This is a genomic window from Virgisporangium aliadipatigenens, assembly GCF_016863615.1.
GTDB classification, from domain to species: domain Bacteria; phylum Actinomycetota; class Actinomycetes; order Mycobacteriales; family Micromonosporaceae; genus Virgisporangium; species Virgisporangium aliadipatigenens.
Genome location: NZ_BOPF01000041.1, coordinates 40,581 through 59,657 on the forward strand (window position 1 = coordinate 40,581; position 19,077 = coordinate 59,657).

The 19,077-nt window shown below is 68.7% G+C and carries 17 protein-coding genes, 1 pseudogene and 1 riboswitch; of the genes and pseudogenes, 9 read left to right on the forward strand and 9 right to left on the reverse strand.

What is annotated here, in order from left to right:
* Positions 1 to 53: 53 nt before the first annotated feature.
* Positions 54 to 1,043, reverse strand: a complete 990-nt coding sequence (locus Val02_RS39105; RefSeq protein WP_203904378.1) for an ADP-ribosylglycohydrolase family protein — start codon at positions 1,041 to 1,043, stop codon at positions 54 to 56.
* A gap of 194 nt (positions 1,044 to 1,237) precedes the next feature.
* Here Val02_RS39105 and Val02_RS39110 point away from each other — a divergent pair, with 194 nt between their 5' ends.
* Positions 1,238 to 1,792 carry an SMI1/KNR4 family protein gene (locus tag Val02_RS39110; RefSeq protein ID WP_203904379.1) on the forward strand — a complete coding sequence of 185 codons (555 nt, stop codon included), beginning with the start codon at positions 1,238 to 1,240 and terminating at the stop codon, positions 1,790 to 1,792.
* Positions 1,793 to 1,935: 143 nt separating this feature from the next.
* Here Val02_RS39110 and Val02_RS39115 read toward each other — a convergent pair whose 3' ends face one another.
* The 4 genes from Val02_RS39115 to Val02_RS39130 all read right to left on the reverse strand — a co-directional run bounded on the left by Val02_RS39115 (position 1,936) and on the right by Val02_RS39130 (position 6,410).
* Positions 1,936 to 2,460 carry a hypothetical protein gene (locus Val02_RS39115; protein WP_203904380.1) on the reverse strand — a complete coding sequence of 175 codons (525 nt, stop codon included), beginning with the start codon at positions 2,458 to 2,460 and terminating at the stop codon, positions 1,936 to 1,938.
* Positions 2,461 to 2,790: 330 nt separating this feature from the next.
* Positions 2,791 to 4,077, reverse strand: coding sequence for an IS256 family transposase (locus tag Val02_RS39120; RefSeq protein ID WP_203904381.1), 1,287 nt, complete (start codon positions 4,075 to 4,077; stop codon positions 2,791 to 2,793).
* A gap of 179 nt (positions 4,078 to 4,256) precedes the next feature.
* Positions 4,257 to 4,469 (reverse strand): hypothetical protein, encoded by a 213-nt coding sequence (locus Val02_RS39125; RefSeq protein WP_203904382.1) that lies wholly within the window; start codon positions 4,467 to 4,469, stop codon positions 4,257 to 4,259.
* 426 nt (positions 4,470 to 4,895) lie between these two features.
* A complete protein-coding gene (locus Val02_RS39130) occupies positions 4,896 to 6,410 on the reverse strand; it encodes a WD40 repeat domain-containing protein (RefSeq protein WP_203904383.1) in 1,515 nt (504 codons plus the stop codon).
* A 203-nt stretch (positions 6,411 to 6,613) separates the two neighbouring features.
* On the opposite strand from Val02_RS39130, the gene Val02_RS39135 reads away from it, so the two are divergent.
* On the forward strand, positions 6,614 to 7,117 hold the full coding sequence (locus Val02_RS39135; RefSeq protein WP_203904384.1) for a DUF6294 family protein: 504 nt from the start codon (positions 6,614 to 6,616) through the stop codon (positions 7,115 to 7,117).
* Between the two features lie 193 nt (positions 7,118 to 7,310).
* Positions 7,311 to 7,676, forward strand: coding sequence for a hypothetical protein (locus Val02_RS39140; RefSeq protein ID WP_203904385.1), 366 nt, complete (start codon positions 7,311 to 7,313; stop codon positions 7,674 to 7,676).
* A 313-nt stretch (positions 7,677 to 7,989) separates the two neighbouring features.
* On the opposite strand, the gene Val02_RS39145 is transcribed toward Val02_RS39140, so the two are convergent.
* Positions 7,990 to 10,176 (reverse strand): MMPL family transporter, encoded by a 2,187-nt coding sequence (locus Val02_RS39145; RefSeq protein ID WP_203904386.1) that lies wholly within the window; start codon positions 10,174 to 10,176, stop codon positions 7,990 to 7,992.
* A gap of 223 nt (positions 10,177 to 10,399) precedes the next feature.
* Between Val02_RS39145 and Val02_RS39150 the strand changes: the two genes are divergently transcribed.
* From Val02_RS39150 to Val02_RS39160, 3 genes are all read left to right on the forward strand, one after another.
* Positions 10,400 to 11,632 (forward strand): sensor histidine kinase, encoded by a 1,233-nt coding sequence (locus Val02_RS39150; protein ID WP_203904387.1) that lies wholly within the window; start codon positions 10,400 to 10,402, stop codon positions 11,630 to 11,632.
* Entirely contained in the window at positions 11,629 to 12,288 is a 660-nt protein-coding gene (locus tag Val02_RS39155; protein ID WP_203904388.1) for a response regulator transcription factor, read from the forward strand. The genes Val02_RS39150 and Val02_RS39155 overlap by 4 nt, the downstream gene beginning before the upstream one ends.
* A 1,550-nt stretch (positions 12,289 to 13,838) precedes the next feature.
* A complete protein-coding gene (locus Val02_RS39160) occupies positions 13,839 to 14,045 on the forward strand; it encodes a hypothetical protein (protein ID WP_203904389.1) in 207 nt (68 codons plus the stop codon).
* 343 nt (positions 14,046 to 14,388) lie between these two features.
* Here Val02_RS39160 and Val02_RS39165 read toward each other — a convergent pair whose 3' ends face one another.
* Positions 14,389 to 14,994: a helix-turn-helix domain-containing protein gene (locus Val02_RS39165; RefSeq protein ID WP_203904390.1), complete on the reverse strand. Its 606-nt coding sequence runs from the start codon at positions 14,992 to 14,994 to the stop codon at positions 14,389 to 14,391.
* A 123-nt stretch (positions 14,995 to 15,117) separates the two neighbouring features.
* Between Val02_RS39165 and Val02_RS39170 the strand changes: the two genes are divergently transcribed.
* Positions 15,118 to 15,468 carry a DoxX family protein gene (locus tag Val02_RS39170; protein WP_203904391.1) on the forward strand — a complete coding sequence of 117 codons (351 nt, stop codon included), beginning with the start codon at positions 15,118 to 15,120 and terminating at the stop codon, positions 15,466 to 15,468.
* A 620-nt stretch (positions 15,469 to 16,088) separates the two neighbouring features.
* On the opposite strand, the gene Val02_RS39175 is transcribed toward Val02_RS39170, so the two are convergent.
* Complete coding sequence (locus Val02_RS39175; RefSeq protein WP_203904392.1) at positions 16,089 to 16,367, reverse strand: hypothetical protein; 279 nt, start codon at positions 16,365 to 16,367, stop codon at positions 16,089 to 16,091.
* A 67-nt stretch (positions 16,368 to 16,434) separates the two neighbouring features.
* On the opposite strand from Val02_RS39175, the gene Val02_RS39180 reads away from it, so the two are divergent.
* Positions 16,435 to 17,463 (forward strand): response regulator transcription factor, encoded by a 1,029-nt coding sequence (locus Val02_RS39180; RefSeq protein WP_203904393.1) that lies wholly within the window; start codon positions 16,435 to 16,437, stop codon positions 17,461 to 17,463.
* Between the two features lie 146 nt (positions 17,464 to 17,609).
* Here the strand turns inward: Val02_RS39180 and Val02_RS48775 are convergent.
* A pseudogene (locus Val02_RS48775) lies at positions 17,610 to 17,927 on the reverse strand (tyrosine-type recombinase/integrase); the annotation flags it as partial.
* A 180-nt stretch (positions 17,928 to 18,107) separates the two neighbouring features.
* Positions 18,108 to 18,309: riboswitch (cobalamin riboswitch) on the forward strand.
* A 37-nt stretch (positions 18,310 to 18,346) separates the two neighbouring features.
* Between Val02_RS48775 and bluB the strand changes: the two are divergent.
* A complete protein-coding gene (bluB, locus tag Val02_RS39185; RefSeq protein WP_203904394.1) occupies positions 18,347 to 19,009 on the forward strand; it encodes a 5,6-dimethylbenzimidazole synthase in 663 nt (220 codons plus the stop codon).
* Positions 19,010 to 19,077 lie beyond the last annotated feature (68 nt).

The following is a 19,077-nucleotide window of genomic DNA, read 5'->3' on the forward strand; positions in this document are numbered from 1 at the left end:
GGCCGGGCCGGTGCGCACCGACAGCGGCAGATGCGGATGTCGCGGCGACGTTGTCAGTCCCAGGCTCGGCCGATGCGGGACAGCCGTTCGGCGTACTCGATCTGGTGCTGCCAACCGGTCGGCCAGGCGTCCAGGCCGAGCGAGGCTCCTGCGAAGGCGCCTGCCAGGCACGCGATGGAGTCGGAGTCGCCGGATGTGGCCGCAGCACGGCCGAGGACGGCGACCGGCTCGTCGGGGGAGATCAGATAGCTGTAGAGCGCGGTGGCCAGCGCTTCCTCGGCGACCCAGCCGGCGCCGGTCGCCCGGCACGGGTCACCCTCGTGCCGCCCGGTTGCCAGTGCCTGGGCAACCCGGTCCAGGGCGTCAGCGCATTCGTCCCAGCCATGAGCGATAAAAGTCTGCGGCCTGGAGACTCCGGGCTGGCGCCAGAGTTCGCCGAGCCAGTCTTCGCGGTAGTTGGTCCGCTGTTCGGCGCAGCGTTCACGCAGCGCCGCGAGCACGTCGACCGACGCCACACCGCTGCGTAGGAAGAACACGGCGTAGGCGGTCAGCTCGCTCGCAGCCAACGCCGTTGGATGACCGTGGGTCAGCGCGGCCTGCAACTGCGCGGTTCCCGCTCGCTGGTCGTCGCTCAGTCCCGGTATCAGGCCGACCGGCGTGACCCGCATGTTCGCCCCGCATCCCTTGGAACGGATCTGGGTCGCAGCCAGCCACGGCAGCCCGTCGGCGAGGTCCACACAGGCATGCAGGCAGGTCATTCCGGGAGAACGGGTGTTGTCGGGGCTCTTGAGCCATTCGACGAACCGGCGGCGTAGCACCGGTTCCATGCTTTGCGGGATGAACGTCCGCGCGTCCAGCAGCGCCTCACCAACCGCCAACGCCATCTGCGTGTCGTCGGTGACCAGGGCCGGGTCGCCGGTCAGCTCCTGCGGGCCAGCCGGGCCGTAGGTGGCAACGATTGAGCCGTAGTCCTGGAACTCGGTCGGCCTGCCCATGAAATCCCCGTAGGCCAACCCAAACAACGACCCCGACGCGGCACGCATGCCCACACCCTAAAAACCCCGCCGATCCAGCCGGAGCAATGGCCCCACGACAGAACGAAAAATCTAACTCTTGGCAGGCCGGTATTGCCGGCCGAAAGGCGCGCTTCCATCGCTGTCAGTGACGAGCGGTTCGGGCATGAGCGGATGGCGTGGCCGCTTGGGCGGGCGGTTGGCGGTGCGGCGATGATGTGAGCATGACCGACTACGGCCCTTTGCTGGTGCGTATTGCGGCAAGGGCCGCCGAGGACGAGCCGATGCTGCCGTTGGCTAGCCGACCCGGTCCCTTGGGCGCCGCGGAGCTCGACCTGGCCGAGCGCAGGCTGGGATTCCCGCTCCATCCGTTGCTGAGGGCCGTTTACCGGACCTTTGCTAACGGCGGGTTCGGGCCCGACTATCAGCTGTTCAGCCTGATTGGCGGCCCAACCGCAGAGCAGTCCGTGGACGTGTACCTCGCCAACCGCAGCGCGGGCGCCGGTACGCATTGGGCGTGGCCGGAGGGCGTATTGCCCGTGCTGTCGTGGGGCTGTGGCATGTACGCGTGTGTCGACTGCCGAAGTGAGCAGGGCACGGTTCTGCTTTTTGAGCCGAACCCCGGCGATCCTGATCTGGCGTGGTACATCGATGCGCCGAGCCTGGAAATGTGGTTCGACGGATACGTCAGCCGCACTGGCTGGTGGGACAAGCTAGAAGACGGCGACGAGCCCGACCTGCAGCCCTGGCCCGACTTCAAGGTGAGAGCCTCCGGCTGAACACAGGGCCGCCGTGCCGGTATCACTCGTCCGTCAACACGCCGACTACCCGGTTGCCGGATCCGCGCAGAACGCATGCGGCAGCCGGTTGAGCACCCACTGACCTTCGTGACCGCGCGCTCGGCGGCAGAAGAGCGCTCTTCTCAGTTTTCGGTATCCGGTGTAGCCGGGTCGCTGGCCGGGGCGACCTTCTCAATTACGCCGGCGCTGTTTAGCCGCCAGGTAACTTGTATGCCGGCTGGCCCTTGGAGCCTTTGTCGTACCTGCTCCACATCGTCCAGACGAAAAGCATCGGGCAAGCGAAAGTAGATGATGCCGTCCACAACCGTCGGGTGGAGCCGCAGGCTGCTCAGCAGTTGTGTTGCCGCGTCGCAGGTTTCCGCCGTCGGCACCACATATGCGCGTCCGCCTTCATCCTCGCAACAACTCCGTGTGTCGCACACGGCCCACAGGCTGCCGAGCAGCCCGGCGATTCCTCGATCTACACACGCCTCTTTGCCGTGTGCTTTTAGATGAATCTGGCGGTGCCTCACGGCGATCAGCCCGCCGTTCGTCATCCGGCATGCCGGACATAGCGGGTACGGCCCAAGCGCAACCGGCATCACACACCCCCAGCTGATGATCCAGCTCAGAATCCTTGGACTCGCGCCCAGCAGCGTATCGAGCACCCGCTCACACGACTTGTGTGAGCGGTCATCGGCAGTTCAAGGATGCGGACGGCGAGAGCACCGGTCACCGACCGTGACAAGCGGCGATTGGGGCAGCGCGCACTCGCAGCGGCATGAGCGGACGCCAAGATCGTGGCTCGATCGAGTCCTGCTGGGATTGGCTCTTGTTGTCCCGGTCGGTTGGCCTTGTGGGCTGGGTCGAATGCCGTCGGCCGCAGGCAGGCGCTGTTTGTTGGGTTCATCCGCAGGTCCAACAGCCGCGAGCCGCTCCAGCTGTGATCTGTCACCTGTAAGGGGACTGTCTCGTTAACGGTGTTTCCGGCGCGGTCTTCAGTAGGTTTCAGCGGCCGGGAAGCGGTCGCTGAAGGTGATGGCGAAGGCGTTCAACGCGGGTTTCCAGCGCATCGTCCATCGGGTCCTGCCGGTTCCGGTCGGGTCCAGGGACCGGGTCACGAGATAGAGGCACTTTAGCGCGGCCTGCTCGTTCGGGAAGTGGCCGCGGGCCTTGACCGCCCGCCGGTAGCGGGCGTTCAACGACTCGATCGCGTTCGTCGAGCAGATCACCCGTCTGATCTCGACGTCGTAGTCGAGGAACGGGATGAACTCCTCCCAGGCGTTGTCCCACAAGCGAATCACCGCCGGATACCGTCCGCCCCACCGCTCGGCCAGGTCATCGAACGCCGCCCGCGCCGCGGTCGCGTTGACCGCGGTGTAGATCGGTTTGATGTCCCGTTTGAGGGCGTCCCAATATTGGCGGGCGGTCAGCCGGAACGTGTTGCGAATCAGATGGATGACGCACGTCTGGACGATTGCCTGGGGCCAGGCGTTGCCGACGACCTCCGGCAGGCCCTTGAGGCCGTCGCAGACGACGAAGAACACGTCCTTGACACCACGGTTACGCAGGTCGGTCAAGACGCTCATCCAGAACTTCGCACCCTCACCACCGGAGCCGGCCCACAACCCCAGGATGTCCTTGTCCCCATCCAACGTGACGCCGATCGCGGCGTAGAACGGCCGGTTCGCCACCTGCCCGTCCCTGACCTTCACGACGATGGCGTCGATGAACACGGCCGCGTAGATCGCATCGAGCGGCCGGTGGGACCAGTCGGTCATCTCCTCGATCACCTTGTCGGTGATCCGCGAGACCGTCTCCCGGCTGACCGAGGCGCCGTAGATCTCGGCGAAGTGCGCCGAGATCTCCCCGGTCGTCAAACCCTTCGCATACAACGACAACACGATCTCATCAACGCCCGACAGGCGGCGCTGACGCTTCTTGACGATCTGCGGCTCGAACGTCCCGGCCCGATCCCGAGGCACGTCGATCTGCACCGGGCCGGCATTATCGGTCAGGACCGTCTTCGCCCGAGTGCCGTTACGGATGTTGCCCGACCCGGCCCCGGCCGGATCGTTCTTCTCAAAACCGAGGTGCTCGGTCAGCTCCTCGTGAAGCGCAGTCTCCAGGACCGTCTTCGTCAACTGCTTCAACAGCCCGTCCGGGCCGGTCAACGACAGGCCCTGTTCCATGGCCAGCCGCACCAGCTCGGCCGCGGCCTGCTCCTCCGCAGACGGCTCCGACCTCTTCTTCCGAGGGGTCACATCACCCAGTGTCGCTGTCATCACGGCACCTTCCCCGCCGGGCCACCGCCCGGCGCGTCAGGCCGGAAACACCGAAAGATCCACAATCCCCGAACCGCGAGGCTGTGCTGGCCGAGATTCCGGAGAGCCGGCGGGTCGCCGCGATCGAGGCACTCGCTCCCTCGAACGGGCCCGCCGCCGTTTCCTCATGAGCGACGTGGTCACCGCCGGGTGCGCCAGGCGCCGACCTCGATCAGGCGTCGGGCAAGCCCGGAGTCGGCGAGTTCCAGCCGGGACAGGTCCGGCCGTTCGTCGAGCAGGCCAGTCGACAGCACCGACCGGCCCACTTCCAGCAGTTCGATCGCGGCGGTCGGGTCCCGCACAGTCAGGTGCCAGGCGGCGGCGTCGGTGGCGACCGCCGCGATCCTGCCCACACGCGTTCCCGGGACCGCCGGTCCGGACCGGACGAAGCGACCTCCGGAATCGGACCCACCGCGGCGGCGTATCCGGCGCAGGCGGCGTCCGGCCGGCCTGCTTCGGCCACGATTCGGCTCGTTCCCGGGCAACGGCCAGCCGGTCCTCAGCCGGTGCCGCAGGCGTCGCGGAAGCCTCAACAAACAGCCTCAGCGTCCGGTCGAGTGCCACCTCGTGGCCTTCGAGTGGAGCAGGTAGGCGAGATTGGCGAACTCGCGGCGAGTCCGTCGAACTCGAAGTTCGTGCCCACGTCGTCGACCTTTCCGTCAGAATCCGGGATGTCGTCACCGGCAACGGACCCCTACGGTGATCCGCGACGGCCTCTCTCGTTCCGCCGTGCTTCGTCCCGGCAGACCGGGGCACGGCAGGTCCCGCGACCATCGGGCTCAAGGGCTCCAGGTCCAGATCGTCCCGTCCCAGTGGCCCGCCACCACGAACGGCCTGCCACCGACCTCGCCGAGGGCGATGCTCTCGGCGGCCTTCGCTGGTCCGGTGAGCCCGTCGCCGTACAACGCGCCGGTGGCCGGGTCCCAGACCCGGATCAGCCCGTCGTCGCTGCCGGACAGCACGACGGTCCGGTGACCGATCCGGCCGATGGCGAGGGTCTTGACCGCGACTCTCAGCTGGCCGAGTCGGCGTCCGCCGGGCACCGGCGCGGTCAGGTCCCAGCTGCGGATCTCACCGTCCTCGCTACCGGAGACGGCGATCGTCCTGCCGTCGACCACGCCGGTCGTCATCGCCCACACCGCGGCCCGGTGCGCGCCGAGCGGTTGGACGCCGCGCCGGGCGGCGATGTCCCAGAGCCAGACCGTGCCGTCGGTGCTGCCGGAGACGGCCATCATTGTGCCGTGTAGCGTGCTGGCGGCGACGCTGGTGATCTCGGTGTCGAGCCGCGTGCCGACGACCGCGCCGGTGGCCCGCGACGGTGCGACCTCCCAGACCCGCAGTGTGCGGTCGTCTCCGCCGGTGACGGCGACCGTGGCGCCTTCGACGGTGCCGAGCGCCACGCTGTTGATGCTTCCGGCGAGCGGCTCGCCCATCCGCACGCTTGCCGGCGGGTCGGTCAGGAGATCCCAGAGCCGCAGTGTGCCGTCGACGCTTGCCGACACCGCGATCGGTGGCCGGAGAGCGATGGAGAAGACGGGCTTCTGGTGGCCGGTGAGCGGAATGCCCCGGGCGGCTCCGGTGGCCGGGTTCCACAGCTGCACCGTGCCGTCCGCGCGTCCGACGACGGCCAGCGGTGCGCCGTCCAGCGTGCCGAGCGACACTGACCAGACGGGGTTGTCCAGGCCGATCGCCGGGCTGAGCAGTGTGCCCGCCGCCCGGTATCCGCCCGGCCCACCGGGTGCAGCTCCGGGGTCGCGGTCGTCCGCCGACGCCAGGAACCGGCGCAGCGTCAACGGAACGGCGGCGCCCGCCAGCAGCACCGATGCCAGCACCGTGATCCGCCGTCTCGTGAACTGGGGCGCCGGCGTCGCGTCATCGCCGGCCGGTACCTCGTCCGGTGCCGGCGGTGCCGACCCGAGCCGGGCCGGCTGGCGCGACCGGCGGGCCGACTCCGGGCGGGGATGCCGGTCGACGTGGTCGCGAAGCTGCCGGTAGGCGTCGTCCCACGCGGCGCGGTCGGTCAGGTCGTCCGGCAGGTCGAGCCGCTGCTCAGCGGCGACGCGTAGGCAGGTGTCGACGAAAACCTCGAAGTTGGCCGGCTCCGGCCGGACCGGACGGCTGCGGCTGACCATGTCGGCGATCGTGCTCCGCTTGAGCCGGACCGGCGGCTGTCCGTGGCGCCGCGGGGTGCGGGCGCTCTCGACCTCCAGCCTCCGCACCGACAGCCCTGCCGCCTCCCGCAGCGACCGGAGGCGATGGGCGAACCTCGCCCGGTCGTCGGAGATCTCGTCCACCGGGCCTCCGTGAGCTCATGAGCGGCGGCGTCCGGCATCACCGGACGGCAACGTATCGATGAGCGTATTCGCCTGACGTGCGGTTTCCCGGCCTCCGTCACCAATGCGTCCGGCGCGCTTGCCGGACACCACACGCGCGCCGAATCGTCAATTGCGCTCCGGGCGCCCACGGCGTCCCATGACCGACGAAAGGACACACGTCCATGTTCCGAACCAGAATCATGCTGGTGGCCGTCTCCACCGGAACGGCGCTCCTCGCCGCGCTCGTCCCACCGGCTCCGGCCGCCGCCGGGGCACCCGTACCGGACGCCGTCCACTCCGCCACGGCGACGGCGCAGCGCGTTCCGGCGTCGTTGAACCGGGCCGCAGGCTGGCGGTTCACCTGGAACACGATGACCGCCGGCGACTGCACCATGTTCCAGGGAGCGAGCTGGACGGTGTGGGACAACGGATACGCCGACTTCGACGGCGTCGTCACGAGCAGCGACGACGACGACGCCTGGCTGATGTGGGCGGACCTCAAGGACGGCAACGGCTCCGTGCTCACCCGGCTACAGACGGCCGACATCCAGAACCCGGCGGACCGCACCCGGTTCATCAAGAACCTGCCCGACAGCCGGCAGACGTACCGCTGGTTCACCGTCGGCCAGTACAACAACTACTTCTTCCAGTTCCTGCGCAGAATGACGCTCTACCACAGCTGCTGACCGTCCGGACCGGCTCCGGTCCCCGCCGGAGCCGATGCGCTACACCCGCTCAGCGGCACATTCGCCTGCGGCATGTCCACAACGAGAACCCGGCCGGCGTCGATCACCCGGCGCCGGTCGACGTCCACGTGGTCCGCGAAGTATGCGTCGTGGGTGACCATCACCAGCGCGGCCCCAGCAGGCCCGCAGCTACGTGCGGACCTACTCGCCGGGCGGGCTGCCTGCCGTCATTGAGCAGCCATTCACCGTCCCGGCCGAACTGCGGGCGCAGTTCGACGCGCTGTTGCCGTTCTCGACCCCTGAGGTCACCGCGACGGCCGCATCCACCGGAGCGGGTGCGGCGGAAGGGCTCAGCTTGCCGTCGCCACGTGGCTATCAGCGCAGCGCGGTCGAGGCCGTCGACGCCGGCCTGCACGAGGGCGGTCGGGGTTCGGCGTGGTGCGAGGTGGGGCCGCCGACTGAGATCATCTGCTGGCGGCCGGCTCGCGCAAGGGTGACGGCCGCGTCGAGTCAACCGCCGTGGGCGTCGTTGAGGCTGATCGTGGCGCCGCTGGATTGAACGAGTTGGGCGACGATGGCCAGGCCGAGCCCGCTTCCGCCGTTGGGCGTTCGGGAGCGCGCGAGAGTCGGGCGTGGCATCACGCCGGTCATCGCCCGCCCAGCACCGAACACGGCTTCGGGTTGGGCAAACCGAGTTGCGTCGCGGAACGGGCCTTCGCGCTGCTGCACCGGTTCCGCCGTCTGCGTATCCGCCTGGGGGATCCGCGACGACGTCCACGAAGCGCTCCTACTCGCTCCTGCGGGCCGGTGGTGGAAGGGCCGCAGCCGCCGCCGACCGTTCGGTCGGCGGCGGCGGGATGCGACCTGGTCGATCAGACCAGCGCGTGTTCAGGCGTCGGTGCCAGCGGTGTGTCCGGCGTGCCGTCGAGTCGCTGCCGCAGTTTCTCGCCTTCGACATCGACGTGGGGCAGCAGCCGGTCGAGCCACCGGGGTAGCCACCATGCGGCCCCGCGCAGCAGGGTCATCACGGCGGGCACGATGGTCATCCGGACGATAAGGGCGTCGAAGAGCACGGCGACGCCGAGGGCGAATCCGATGGATTTGATGACCGGGTCGTGATCGAGGATGAAACCGGAGAAGACGCTGATCATGATGATGGCGGCGGCGCTGACGACCCGGGCGCCGTGGCCCATACCGGTGACGACCGCCTCGCGGGCCGCAGTGCCGTGGACGTAGTCCTCGCGCATCCGGGTGACGAGGAAGACCTGATAGTCCATGGCGAGACCGAAGACGATGCCGATCAGGATCACCGGCAGGAAACTGATGATCGGCCCGGTCTGGTGGATGCCGAGGGCGTCGGCGAGCCAGCCCCACTGGAAGACCGCGACGACGGCGCCGAAGGTGGCGGCCGTGCTGAGCAGGAAGCCCAGGGTGGCCTTGATCGGCACCAGCACTGACCGGAACGCCAACAACAGAAGGATGAAGGCGAGCCCGATCACCACGGCCAGATAGGGAACCAGCGCCCTGCCGAGCTTCGCCGAGACATCGATATTGACGGCGGTCAGTCCGGTGACCGCGATGCTTGCGCCGGGCACGCTTCCGTCCGTCGCGCGGATCGTGCGGACGAGGTTCTTCGTCGCGGTGTCGCTGGGCCCGCTGGTCGGGATGACGGTCAGGATCGCGGCGTCGCGGGCCGGGTTCGGTGTCGGTTCGGTGACGGCGGCGACGCCGGTGATTCCGCGCAACTTGTTGGCGACCTGCTCAGCGGTGACCTCGACGGTGCCGGCGGGCGAGTCGACGACGACGATCAGTGGCCCGTTGAAGCCCTTGCCGAAGCCGGTGGACAGCAGGTCGTACGCCTTGCGCTGAGTGCTGCCCGCCGCGGCGGTGCTGTCGTCGGTCATGCCGAGGCGTAGGCTCAGCGCCGGCAGCGCGACCACGCCGAGCGCGGTGACAGCGACGAGGAGCGTGATCACCGGTCGGCGGGCGACGGTCTGCGCCCACCGCACTCCCATGGCGTCGCCTTGCCGCGGCCGGCCGGATCGCCGGCGGCTGCGGGTCCGGCCGGCGGCGAGCCGGTGGCCGACGATGCCGAGCAGGGCGGGCAGCAGGGTCAACGCGACAAGCACGGCGACCGCCACGGTGGCTGCAGCGGCCAAGCCCATCTGGGCGAGGAACGGGATGCCGACCACGGAGAGCGCGGCCAGGGAGATGATCACGGTGAGGCCGGCGAAGACCACCGCCGAACCGGCTGTGCCGAGCGCACGGCCGGTCGCCTCTGCCGGTTCGCGGCCGGCGGCGAGTTCGGTGCGGTAGCGGGAGACGATGAACAGCGCATAGTCGATCGCCACCGCGAGCCCGATCATCATGGACAGCACTGTGGTGTTGGACGACATGTCGACGAGCCCGGACATCGCGGTAATCGCGCCGATGCTGATGCCGATGCCCAGCAGCGCGGTCAACAGCGGCAGGCCGGCGGCGATCAGCGATCCGAAGGTGACCAGCAGGACGATGGCCGCGACAGCGAGGCCGATGAACTCGCCCACATTCTGACCCTCCGCCGGCTGCGAGGCGTCTCCGCCGACCTCGACGGTCAGTCCGCCCGCCCGTGCACGGTCGACGATCGCGGTGAGGGCAGCCCGGGACGCGTCATTGAGACTGTCGGAGTTCACGGCGTACTCCGCCTGCGCGAAGCCGATCGTGCCGGCCGGGTTGATGAACGGGTCGTCGACCGACTTGACCTGTGGCGCCTGCCTCAGGTCGGTCACCGTGGCGTCGATAACCGAGCGGTATTGCGGATCGGTGAGGTTCTCGCCGGCCGGGGCGGCGAATACGACCCGGGCGGTAGCGCTGTCGGCCGACATCTGCGGGAAACGCTCCATCAGGAGGTCGTTCGCCTTCTGCGCCGGAGTGCCGGGGATGTTGAGCGATTCTTTGGTCGATCCGGACAGGGTCAGAGCGCCGATCAGCGCGGCCGCTAGGACCATGAGCCAGACGCCGGTTACCAACCAGCGCCGGCGGAACGTGAAGCGGCCGAGCACATAGAGAAACGAGGCCATCGGATATCTCCTGGTTGGAAGCTCTCGGGGACCCCCATATCGTTTGCCGGCGCAACGATGATCGTCTTCCGCCGGACGCCGTGACCTGACCCGCCGCGATTGCGGTAGGCCGGGCCGGGATCTACCACGATCACAGGTGTCGAACCGGTCGACGGTCGCGCCGCCTACTGCGTCTGTGGTAGTTCGTTTGCGGCGGTGAGCAGGGGCTGCTTACCGTCTGCGGGTGGGAGCTGAACGCCAGGACGCGCAACCGGTCGCGGCCGCACATCGGGCCACGGTCGCGGAGCGGGTGTGGGGCCGGCTGACGCGGGTCGTCGCCGAGCATCGCGCCGCCTTCTGGGTGGCCGTGGCTGTGTTCGTGTGTGCCGCAGCACTGTTTCCGTTGCCGGTCGGGTCGAAATTCCTGCCCACCGCCGTTACTGCCGTGGTGGTCGCCGGCAGCTTCGTGGTCGTTCCGCTCCTGCGCTGGCCGTCCTGGATGGTGCCGGCGACCGCGACGGCGGGTGTGATCGCCCTGATGCCGATCCGGCCGGCGGATTCCCCGATCCGGGCGGCGATCATCCTGGCGGTGCTGTTCTTCGCGGTCCACAACGAGCCGACCAGGGTCGCCTGGGTGACCGCCGCAGCCGGCGGCGCCATCGCCCTGGCCGGCATCGTGATGGCCGCCGTCCACGACCGGCTGGAGCTGGGCAATCTCGAGGTTCTGCCGTGGGTCCTGGCCGCTGCCGCTACGGGGCAGGCGCTCCGGTCGAACCGGGCGCAACGCGCCATGCTGGAGGAGCGGGCCCGGCGCGCCGAACAGGGCCGGGAGGACGAGGCCCGCAGTCGGGTCCAGGCCGAACGGCTGCGTATCGCGCGGGACCTGCACGACGCCGTCGGCCATCACGTGGCGCTGATCAACGTCCAAGCCGGCGCACTGACCTTTCTCCTGGACCGGGATCCGGCCAAGGCACGCCAGTCCGTGGAGTACATCCAGAACGCCGGTGAGGCAGCCCTGGAGGAACTGCGGCTGACCGTTGGCCTGCTCCGGCAACCGGGCGACCTCGAGCCGCTCGAACCGGCCGGTCGGCTCGGCCAGCTCGACCAGCTGATCGACGCTTTCACCGCCACAGGACTCCACGTGACCTGCGATGTCATCGGCGACGTCCGGCCGCTGCCGGAGGCCGTCGACCTCACCGCCTACCGGCTCATCCAGGAGTCGCTGACCAACACGACCAAGCACGCGGCGGCGACCTCGGCATCCGTCCGGCTTACGTTCCATCCCGGCACTCTCCTGCTGGCCGTCGAGGACGACGGACGGCCGGCATCCGACCTCCCTACGGCGCCGGCCGGCCACGGCATCATCGGGATGCGCGAGCGTGCCGCCGCGCTCGGTGGGCATCTGTCCGCCGGTCCACGCCCCGAGGGCGGCTTCCGGGTCAGTGCGGAGTTGCCCACCCTGGCCGGTGTGCGATGAACCCGATACGCGTACTGATCGCCGACGACCAGGACATCGTCCGGGCCGGGCTGCGCCTGATCATCGACAGTGCCGCCGACCTCACCGTCGTCGCCGAGGCGGCCACGGGGCGCCAGGCCGTCCATCTCGCCCGCCAAGAACGCGTCGACGTCGTCCTGATGGACATCCGCATGCCCGAACTCGACGGGCTCGCGGCAACCCGTCGGATCACCGCCGACGACGAGTTGGCCGGTGTGAAGGTACTGATTCTGACGACCTTCGAGGTCGATGAGTACGTCTTCGAGGCGCTGCGCTCCGGCGCCAGCGGTTTCCTCGGCAAGAGCGCCCGCCCGGACGCGCTGAACGAGGCGATTCGCACCGTGGCCCGCGGCGAATCCCTGCTCTCACCCATCGCCACCCGGGGCCTCATCGCACGCTTCCTCACCTCGGCGCCCGGAAGTCCGGCGGACACCGGCCTGCTCGACGGGTTGACCGACCGGGAACGCGAGATCGTCACCCTGGTGGCCACCGGCATGTCCAACAACGAGATCGCCGAACACCTCACGCTCAGCCCGCTCACCGTCAAGACCCACGTCAACCACTCGATGACCAAGCTGGGCGCCCGCGACCGGTCCCAGCTCGTCGTCCTGGCCTACCAGGCCGGCCTGCGGCCCTGACACGGGGCGGGCAACATGGGCGGCGAACGCACCCATACCGCCGTGCTGGACCGTACCCTGCGGGTGGCCTCGGTTGACGCCTGAACAGGCTCAATCCGGCTCGCCGACACGCCCGACCTCAGCAATCATCCGGGGCCCACGTATGGACCATGTTGTGCGTGCCTCCTTGGCCGCTTCACCAGGCTGAACCGCTAACTGAATACGGACCTCGCACCGTCGACCATCTATATGGATCGACCACCTATATGACGATCCCGGACTGTCGTACTTAGTATCCTTCCTTCACCCATAATTCGAGGCTCGCGTTCGACTGAGAGGTTTACGGTTGGACGCCTTCCGTTACGTGCCGCCAGCGTGAGCGTCGGGCCGGTGGGTAGTGTCCTGCCGTTCCGCGGCGCACTGGCGCGTGAACCCACGCGTTCCTCGCCGCCGCGACTGCGCTCAGCAGCGCCAGCCCGGACGGTCTGATCGCGATCACCGTCGACGAACTCCGCCGACTGTTCCACGCCCTGATCATCGAACCGACCCGACGCAACGCCGATGCCATCACCTGGTCCATTTACCGCCGACGACACCAACGCACCGCTATGGCCAGCCACCACGCCCGACAAGCCTGCACTGAGCCATAGAACGGATCTCCTGCTGGAGTACTGCGGGCCGATCCGCTGAAAGAGAATCGTCGAGGACTCCGGCGCGGCGCACCCCGCTCGGGCCGCTCCGCGAACCGAGCGGGGCGATCTGGCAACTGACGCACGGCCGCCGGCGCCACCTGACGCCGGAGCAGTTCGGACACCGCCATCAATGTGACAACGACCCACTCCAGCGGCACCGCCGTAATGAAAGTGACCGCACCGCCACGTGGTTCAACCGGTCGGCCGGCCGCGGCACCCTGAACGTCCGGTGCCGCGCGAGTCACGAATTCAAGGATTACGTGAGATACTGGTGCATTGACAACAGGGGCGACTACCAGACCTTGTGCACCGAAATCCTGCAGACCAACTCCAATGCCAATGACATCACCGAGTCTCACCCGGGCTACACGTGCGACGCCCAAGATCAGGCGCACACCATTCACGTAATCTCGCTCCTCGCCTGGGATCAGACCCACGATCGCAGCAATGAAAAGTTTCTCTACCGATAATTGTTGCGTCGGTACATTGCCGCTCGAAAGATTGCCGCTCGCGTGAAATCCCGAAGTAGCTACGGCTACTGACGCGCCGTCCGTCGCAGGTGAAGGCCCGCCGGGCTTTCACCTGCGCACTGCTGCGCCTCGTGGAGATGCGCGGCCGATCCGCCGTTCTTCGGGACCCTGCGCATCCCGTGCGAGATCATCAACGCCAACGAACCGCCCGAGGCGACGACGCTGGTCAAGGAGTCGCTGTTCCGGCTGCCGGCCTACACCGCCGACCTGGACGCCATCAGCGGTTCGCTGGTGACCGCGCGGGACATCGGCGGTGCGAACGCCACGTTCGCCGGGGGGCAGCGTGAGGGGGTGCCAATTCAGGGTGGCGTCTCTGATTTGGGACGATGTCGGCTGGCAGGCTGGGCGTGTGGTGGTCCGGGCGGTGGTGTCGATCGATTTGCGGCGGCTGTTGGGCGTGCTCGGTCTCGGCCCGACGCTGGATGCGGACGTGGCCGAGATCGCGGTGCTGCGGCACCAGCTCGCGGTGTTGCAGCGAAGCGGCAGGTGGCCCGGCCGCGGTACACCCCGGCAGACCGGATGCTGCCACGCCACTGGTGGCCGCCGTTCCTGGTGACCCGGGGCCGTTGGACCAGCCGGCGGTGCCACGCCAGCAGCGGCGCCGGTGTGACGATCCGATGCGCCCGCAACCGCCGCGGCAGCACCCGGGTCAGCGCTGACAGAACAGCTCGGTCCGGCCACGACATCCGCGGCGTGCAGACCTGGCGGCGCAGGACCGCCACCTCGTGCCGAAGGACAAGCAACTCGGCGGTCTTCGCCTCATCGTCGCGGGTCAGCGACGACAGCCAGCCGAACACCTGCACCGTCGCTCGATACAGCAACGGCACCAACACGAACTCGAACATCACTCACCAGGCCATCGGCCCGCCGAAGCTAGGTGGCGCGTTGCCTGCGGCAGATCAGTGCACTTGATCTTGGTGGGTGCGGGGAGTCCGGACCGTTCTGGCGGTCACGGTCATCCGCTCGCCTTGAGAGCCATACAACAGAAGTGCCTCGATGGGCTGGAAGTCGACCGGGCCCATGCCGTGCGGCACGCTCGTGTCGAATTCGGCGGCTTCGCCGGCTGAAAGCACCAGTTCGCGATCGCCCAGCACTACCCGGAGTCGGCCGGCGAGTACGTTGAGCACGAGAAAGCCTTGGTGGCGGCACAGTTCCGGTTCGGGCAGCACAGTCTGCGGCTGGTACAGCATTTTGTAGAGCTGGATTCCGCCCGGTCGGCTGCTCAGCTGGATGTATGTCGCACCATGCCGCTCGAATGTGGGCAGGTCGATGCGTCTGGCGTGAGCGGACGGGTCGATGAGGGCGTCCAGGGTCAGGCCGTAGAAGCGAGCCAATGGCAGCAACTGGGCCAGCGCGGGCTTCCGGCGGCCGGCCTCCAGGCGCGAGAGCGCACTGATGGATACGCCTGTTGTTGCCGCGAGTTCGCTCAAGGAGATGGATCGTGCGCGGCGCAGCGACCTCAGGCGGCCTCCGACTGCGCTGAGAGCTGGATCATCGGAAGCCACCCCTCGATCTTGCCAATCGGCAAAAAGCTTTGCAACGCACAACGTGGCTCGTGCAGCCTCGTTGCTGCCCGCCGCGTTCCGCGCGGGGGCACGATGCTCCCTCTCACGGCGAAAAGGTTCACGATGAACGGGATCCATGTGATCGTCACCACTCTGATGTGCGTCTTCCTGTTCACCATCGGCCCGCTGCGCATCGCCGGCATTCCGATCGCCAGGCAAGACGCTGCCAAGTTCGGCATTCCACTGCCGTACTACCGCGCCTTCGGCGCTGTCGAAGTCCTGGGCGGGATCGGCCTGCTGATCGGAGTGGTCCACCGGCCGGTCGGCGCAGCGGTAGCGGCAACCCTTGCGATCCTTGGCGTCGGCGCGGTGTACGTCCATGTCCGGGCCGGTGAACCGCCGATCAAGGTGGCACTCGCAGGACTGACAGCTGCCGTAGCGATGCTTCTCGCCGTAGTCAGTGCCTGGCCGTGATTCACCAGCGTCGACGAGTCGTTACCCCGGTGGGCCACCGTCCGCTGCTCGACGACTGCACCGCAGGCATCGAGCAGCCATGAATTTGACAGACCAAGTCGACAGGCAATCCCCACTGCACTGCGCGAGACACACGCTTCTCGGCAGATCCGGATGCCGGCCACCGACCGTCACAAGTGGCGACCGGGCGGCGCACTGGCAGCGGCAAATCCGCATGCCGGCAACTCGTCACCCGATTGATCGTGGCGACGGATTGCCGAACGAATGCGTTGGCGGTCCGGGCGGTCATCTGCGCCGCTGGAGCCGCACAAGCGAAAGCTGCGCCATCAGAATCGCTATGGCCGTGACCACGCCGAACCACCACATCTGATGACATTAAGACGAAAGCTGACCCGAAGTGAGCGACTCTGCGCGGTAGCGGATCTGCGAACCGAACGCGGTTTCACCTTCGTCCGTCATAGCCGCCCTGCGCCGTGAAACCGACTGGCCGATCGCGTTGGCGCGGTCAGCGGCCTGTGCGGAAGCCGTTGTGAGCCGGCTATTCGGGACGTGACCGGCCCGGCCTCGCTGGAATCGCTGCCCGCCCCAACGGTGCACCACAACCGGACAGGCCGCGCCGGCTACGGCATGACCAGGATCCTGGTCGCGGGAGCCCCGGCCAGAGCGGGCGATCGGCGGGGGTCGGACCAGACGTTGGCCTGCAAAAAGGCCAGGAACTGCTCGGCGGCCGGCACCGACCGAAAGTCGAGGTCGACTGTCACGTACTGTTGGTCATCGACCGGACAAAAGATGCGATGCTGTTGAACCCCAGCACGCTCCCGCGCCTCGGCGAAGGAATCGAAGGCCCGTCGCCAGGTCGGATAGTCGGTGATCGGATGCTCGATACGCAATGTGGGCATGGCTCGACGCTAGGTCTATCCGTAACGCCGGGCCTATCCCAGAAGTCTGGGTGGTTACGGTGACCGCATGACGAAAGCGGCCGCCCTGCAACGACTGCAAAGCCTTGGCAGCGGTACCGCGGATTCGCGCGCCCTCCGCGCCGCCGCGCTCGCCGAGATCGGCCGCGTCGTGCCGTTCGACGCCTATGTGTGGCCGCTGACCGATCCGGAAACGTCGGTCGGCGTGGCCCCGCTGGCGTCCGTGCCCCCGGCGCTGATGCCCGAGCTACCGCGACTCATCCGCTTGAAGTATCAGAGCCGGGTCAACCACTGGACGGGACTGACGGCAGCTGCGCGACTCGACGAGCCTGCGGCCAGTCTGCTCTGGCGGGAGCTCCTGCGCGACCACGAGGTCACCGACATCGCCTCGGTGGCCTTCCGCGACCGTTACGGCTGCTGGGCCTTCCTCGACCTGTGGCGGATCGGTGGTACCTACACCCCCGGCGAGCTGGCCTTTCTCGACGCGGCCACGGCGCCCTTGACCGAGCAGTTGCGTCGCTGCGTCGCCGCCTGCTTCAGTACCGCCGGCTCGACCGTCGCCCGCGACCCCGGACCGGTCATGTTGCTGCTGGACCCGGGCCTTCGGGTGATCGGCCAGACCCCGCAGACTCACGACTACCTACACCGCCTGCTGCCGGGCACGACCCCGGACCCGGTCCCGGCCGCCGCCTACAACGTCGCCGCCCAGTTGCTCGCCACCGAGGCCGGTGCGACCACCGACCCGCCACTGGCCCGCATGCACCTCGCCGGCGGCCGCTGGCTGACCATGCGCGCCGCCCGCCTGGGCCCGACCGCCGACAGCGACACCCAGATCGCGGTGACCGTCGAGGACAGCCCCGTGCCGGACCGGACTGCCGTCTTCGCCCGCGCCTGCGGGCTGGCCGCCCGTGAGACCGAGCTGCTACATCACGTGACCACCGGCGCCGACACCCGCACGGTTGCCGCGCGGATGTTCCTCAGCGAGAACACCGTGCAGGACCACCTGAAGTCCATCTTCAACAAGACCGGCACCCGCAGCCGCCGCGCCCTGCTCTCGCGTGCCGCCGGCACCGGCTGACGCACGGTCATCGGCAAAGTCGTGCTGGCGCAAGGGTTCCAGATGCCATGTAGGCGGCGAGGACGTAGCTGGGGCGGCGGTCGAGGATTTGCGGCGCGGTCGTAGCGCATGGTGGTGCGTGGGTCGGCGTGGCGGGCGACGATCATGGTGGTGACGAACGTGTGCCGCAGCATGTGGGGGTGCATCCTCGGCATCCGGACACCGGCGGCCGCGGCGAGGTGCTCGAGCCGGCGGGTGGCGGCGTGGCGGTCCATGCGGCGGCCTGGGGTGTTGAGCAGGATCGAACCGGTGATGCCACCCGCCGCTTGCCCGGTCGATCGCCCTGCCGACGGCGGGTGGCAGCGGAACGAGAACGACCTTCTCGCCCTGCCGTGAATGCGCAGAACACGGTGGCTGTGTTCCTCACCTTTCGCGGCGGAAGAGCGGATCGACCCCTGGGTCGCGACCGCGGCAGAGGTGCGCAGAGATTATGAAGTCGGCGTCAATAGAGCCCGTCGCCGCGTCAGCCAACGGTCAAGAGCGGTGCTCGTGGTGACGAACATTCACGCAATACCGGGCAGGTGACCCCGCGAACATCTGGCTCCCGTTCTCCCCGGGACGAAGCCGCCCGCGTGCTCAGCAACGGCGCTCGGTAGCCTGCGGGACGGCACGAACTGTTGCGAGGTGCCCCGCCGGCGACGGTGGGGAGAATCGGGAAGCCGGTGCAAGTCCGGCACGGGCCCGCCGCGGTGACCGGGGAGCTGCCGCCCATGCGCGTGTGCGCAGCCACTGGCCGAACGGCTGGGAAGGCGGGCGGTGAGGTGATGATCCGGGAGTCCGAAGACCGGCCTCGCGCCTGGTGGCCCCGGCGCGCCCGGGGCATGAGCGCAGCGGGAGCCTGCCCATGATGCACGACCTGTACGAGATCATCCGACGCCGACGCGACGTGCGCGGCGAGTTCACCGGCGAACCGGTGCCCGATGCGACGCTGGAGCGGATCCTGGCCGCCGCGCACGCCGCACCGAGTGTCGGACTGTCCCAGCCGTGGGACTTCGTGGTGGTGCGGGACCGGCCGCTGCGCGAGGCGTTCCACGCGCATGTGCGCCGGGAGCGCGACGTGTACGCGGCGACGCTGGACGCGGAGGCTGCCGCCCGGTTCGACCGGATCAAGATCGACGGGGTGCGGGAGTCCACGCTGTCGATCGTCGTCACGTACGACCCGGAACGCGGCGGTCCGGCGGTGCTGGGGCGGCACGCGATCGCCGACGCCGGGCTCTACTCGGTGTGCCTGGCCATCCAGAACCTCTGGCTGGCGGCGACGGCCGAGCGGCTCGGCGTCGGGTGGGTCTCCTTCTACCGGGAGGACTTCCTGCGCACCCTGCTCGGTATCCCCGACGGGGTGCGGCCGGTGGCCTGGCTGTGCCTGGGTCCGGTCGCCCGGCTGCACGACGGGCCCGACCTCGAACGCCACGGCTGGCGCAGCCGCCGGCCGTTGCACCTGGCCCGGCACGACGACCGCTGGGGCGGCCGCCCCGCGGCCGGCGGTGCCGAAGCCGGCCGCATGTAGGGCGACCACCAGCGCCGTCGAGTGCCGGCCACGCATAGGGCGGCCGGCGGAAACGTCCAATGCCGGCT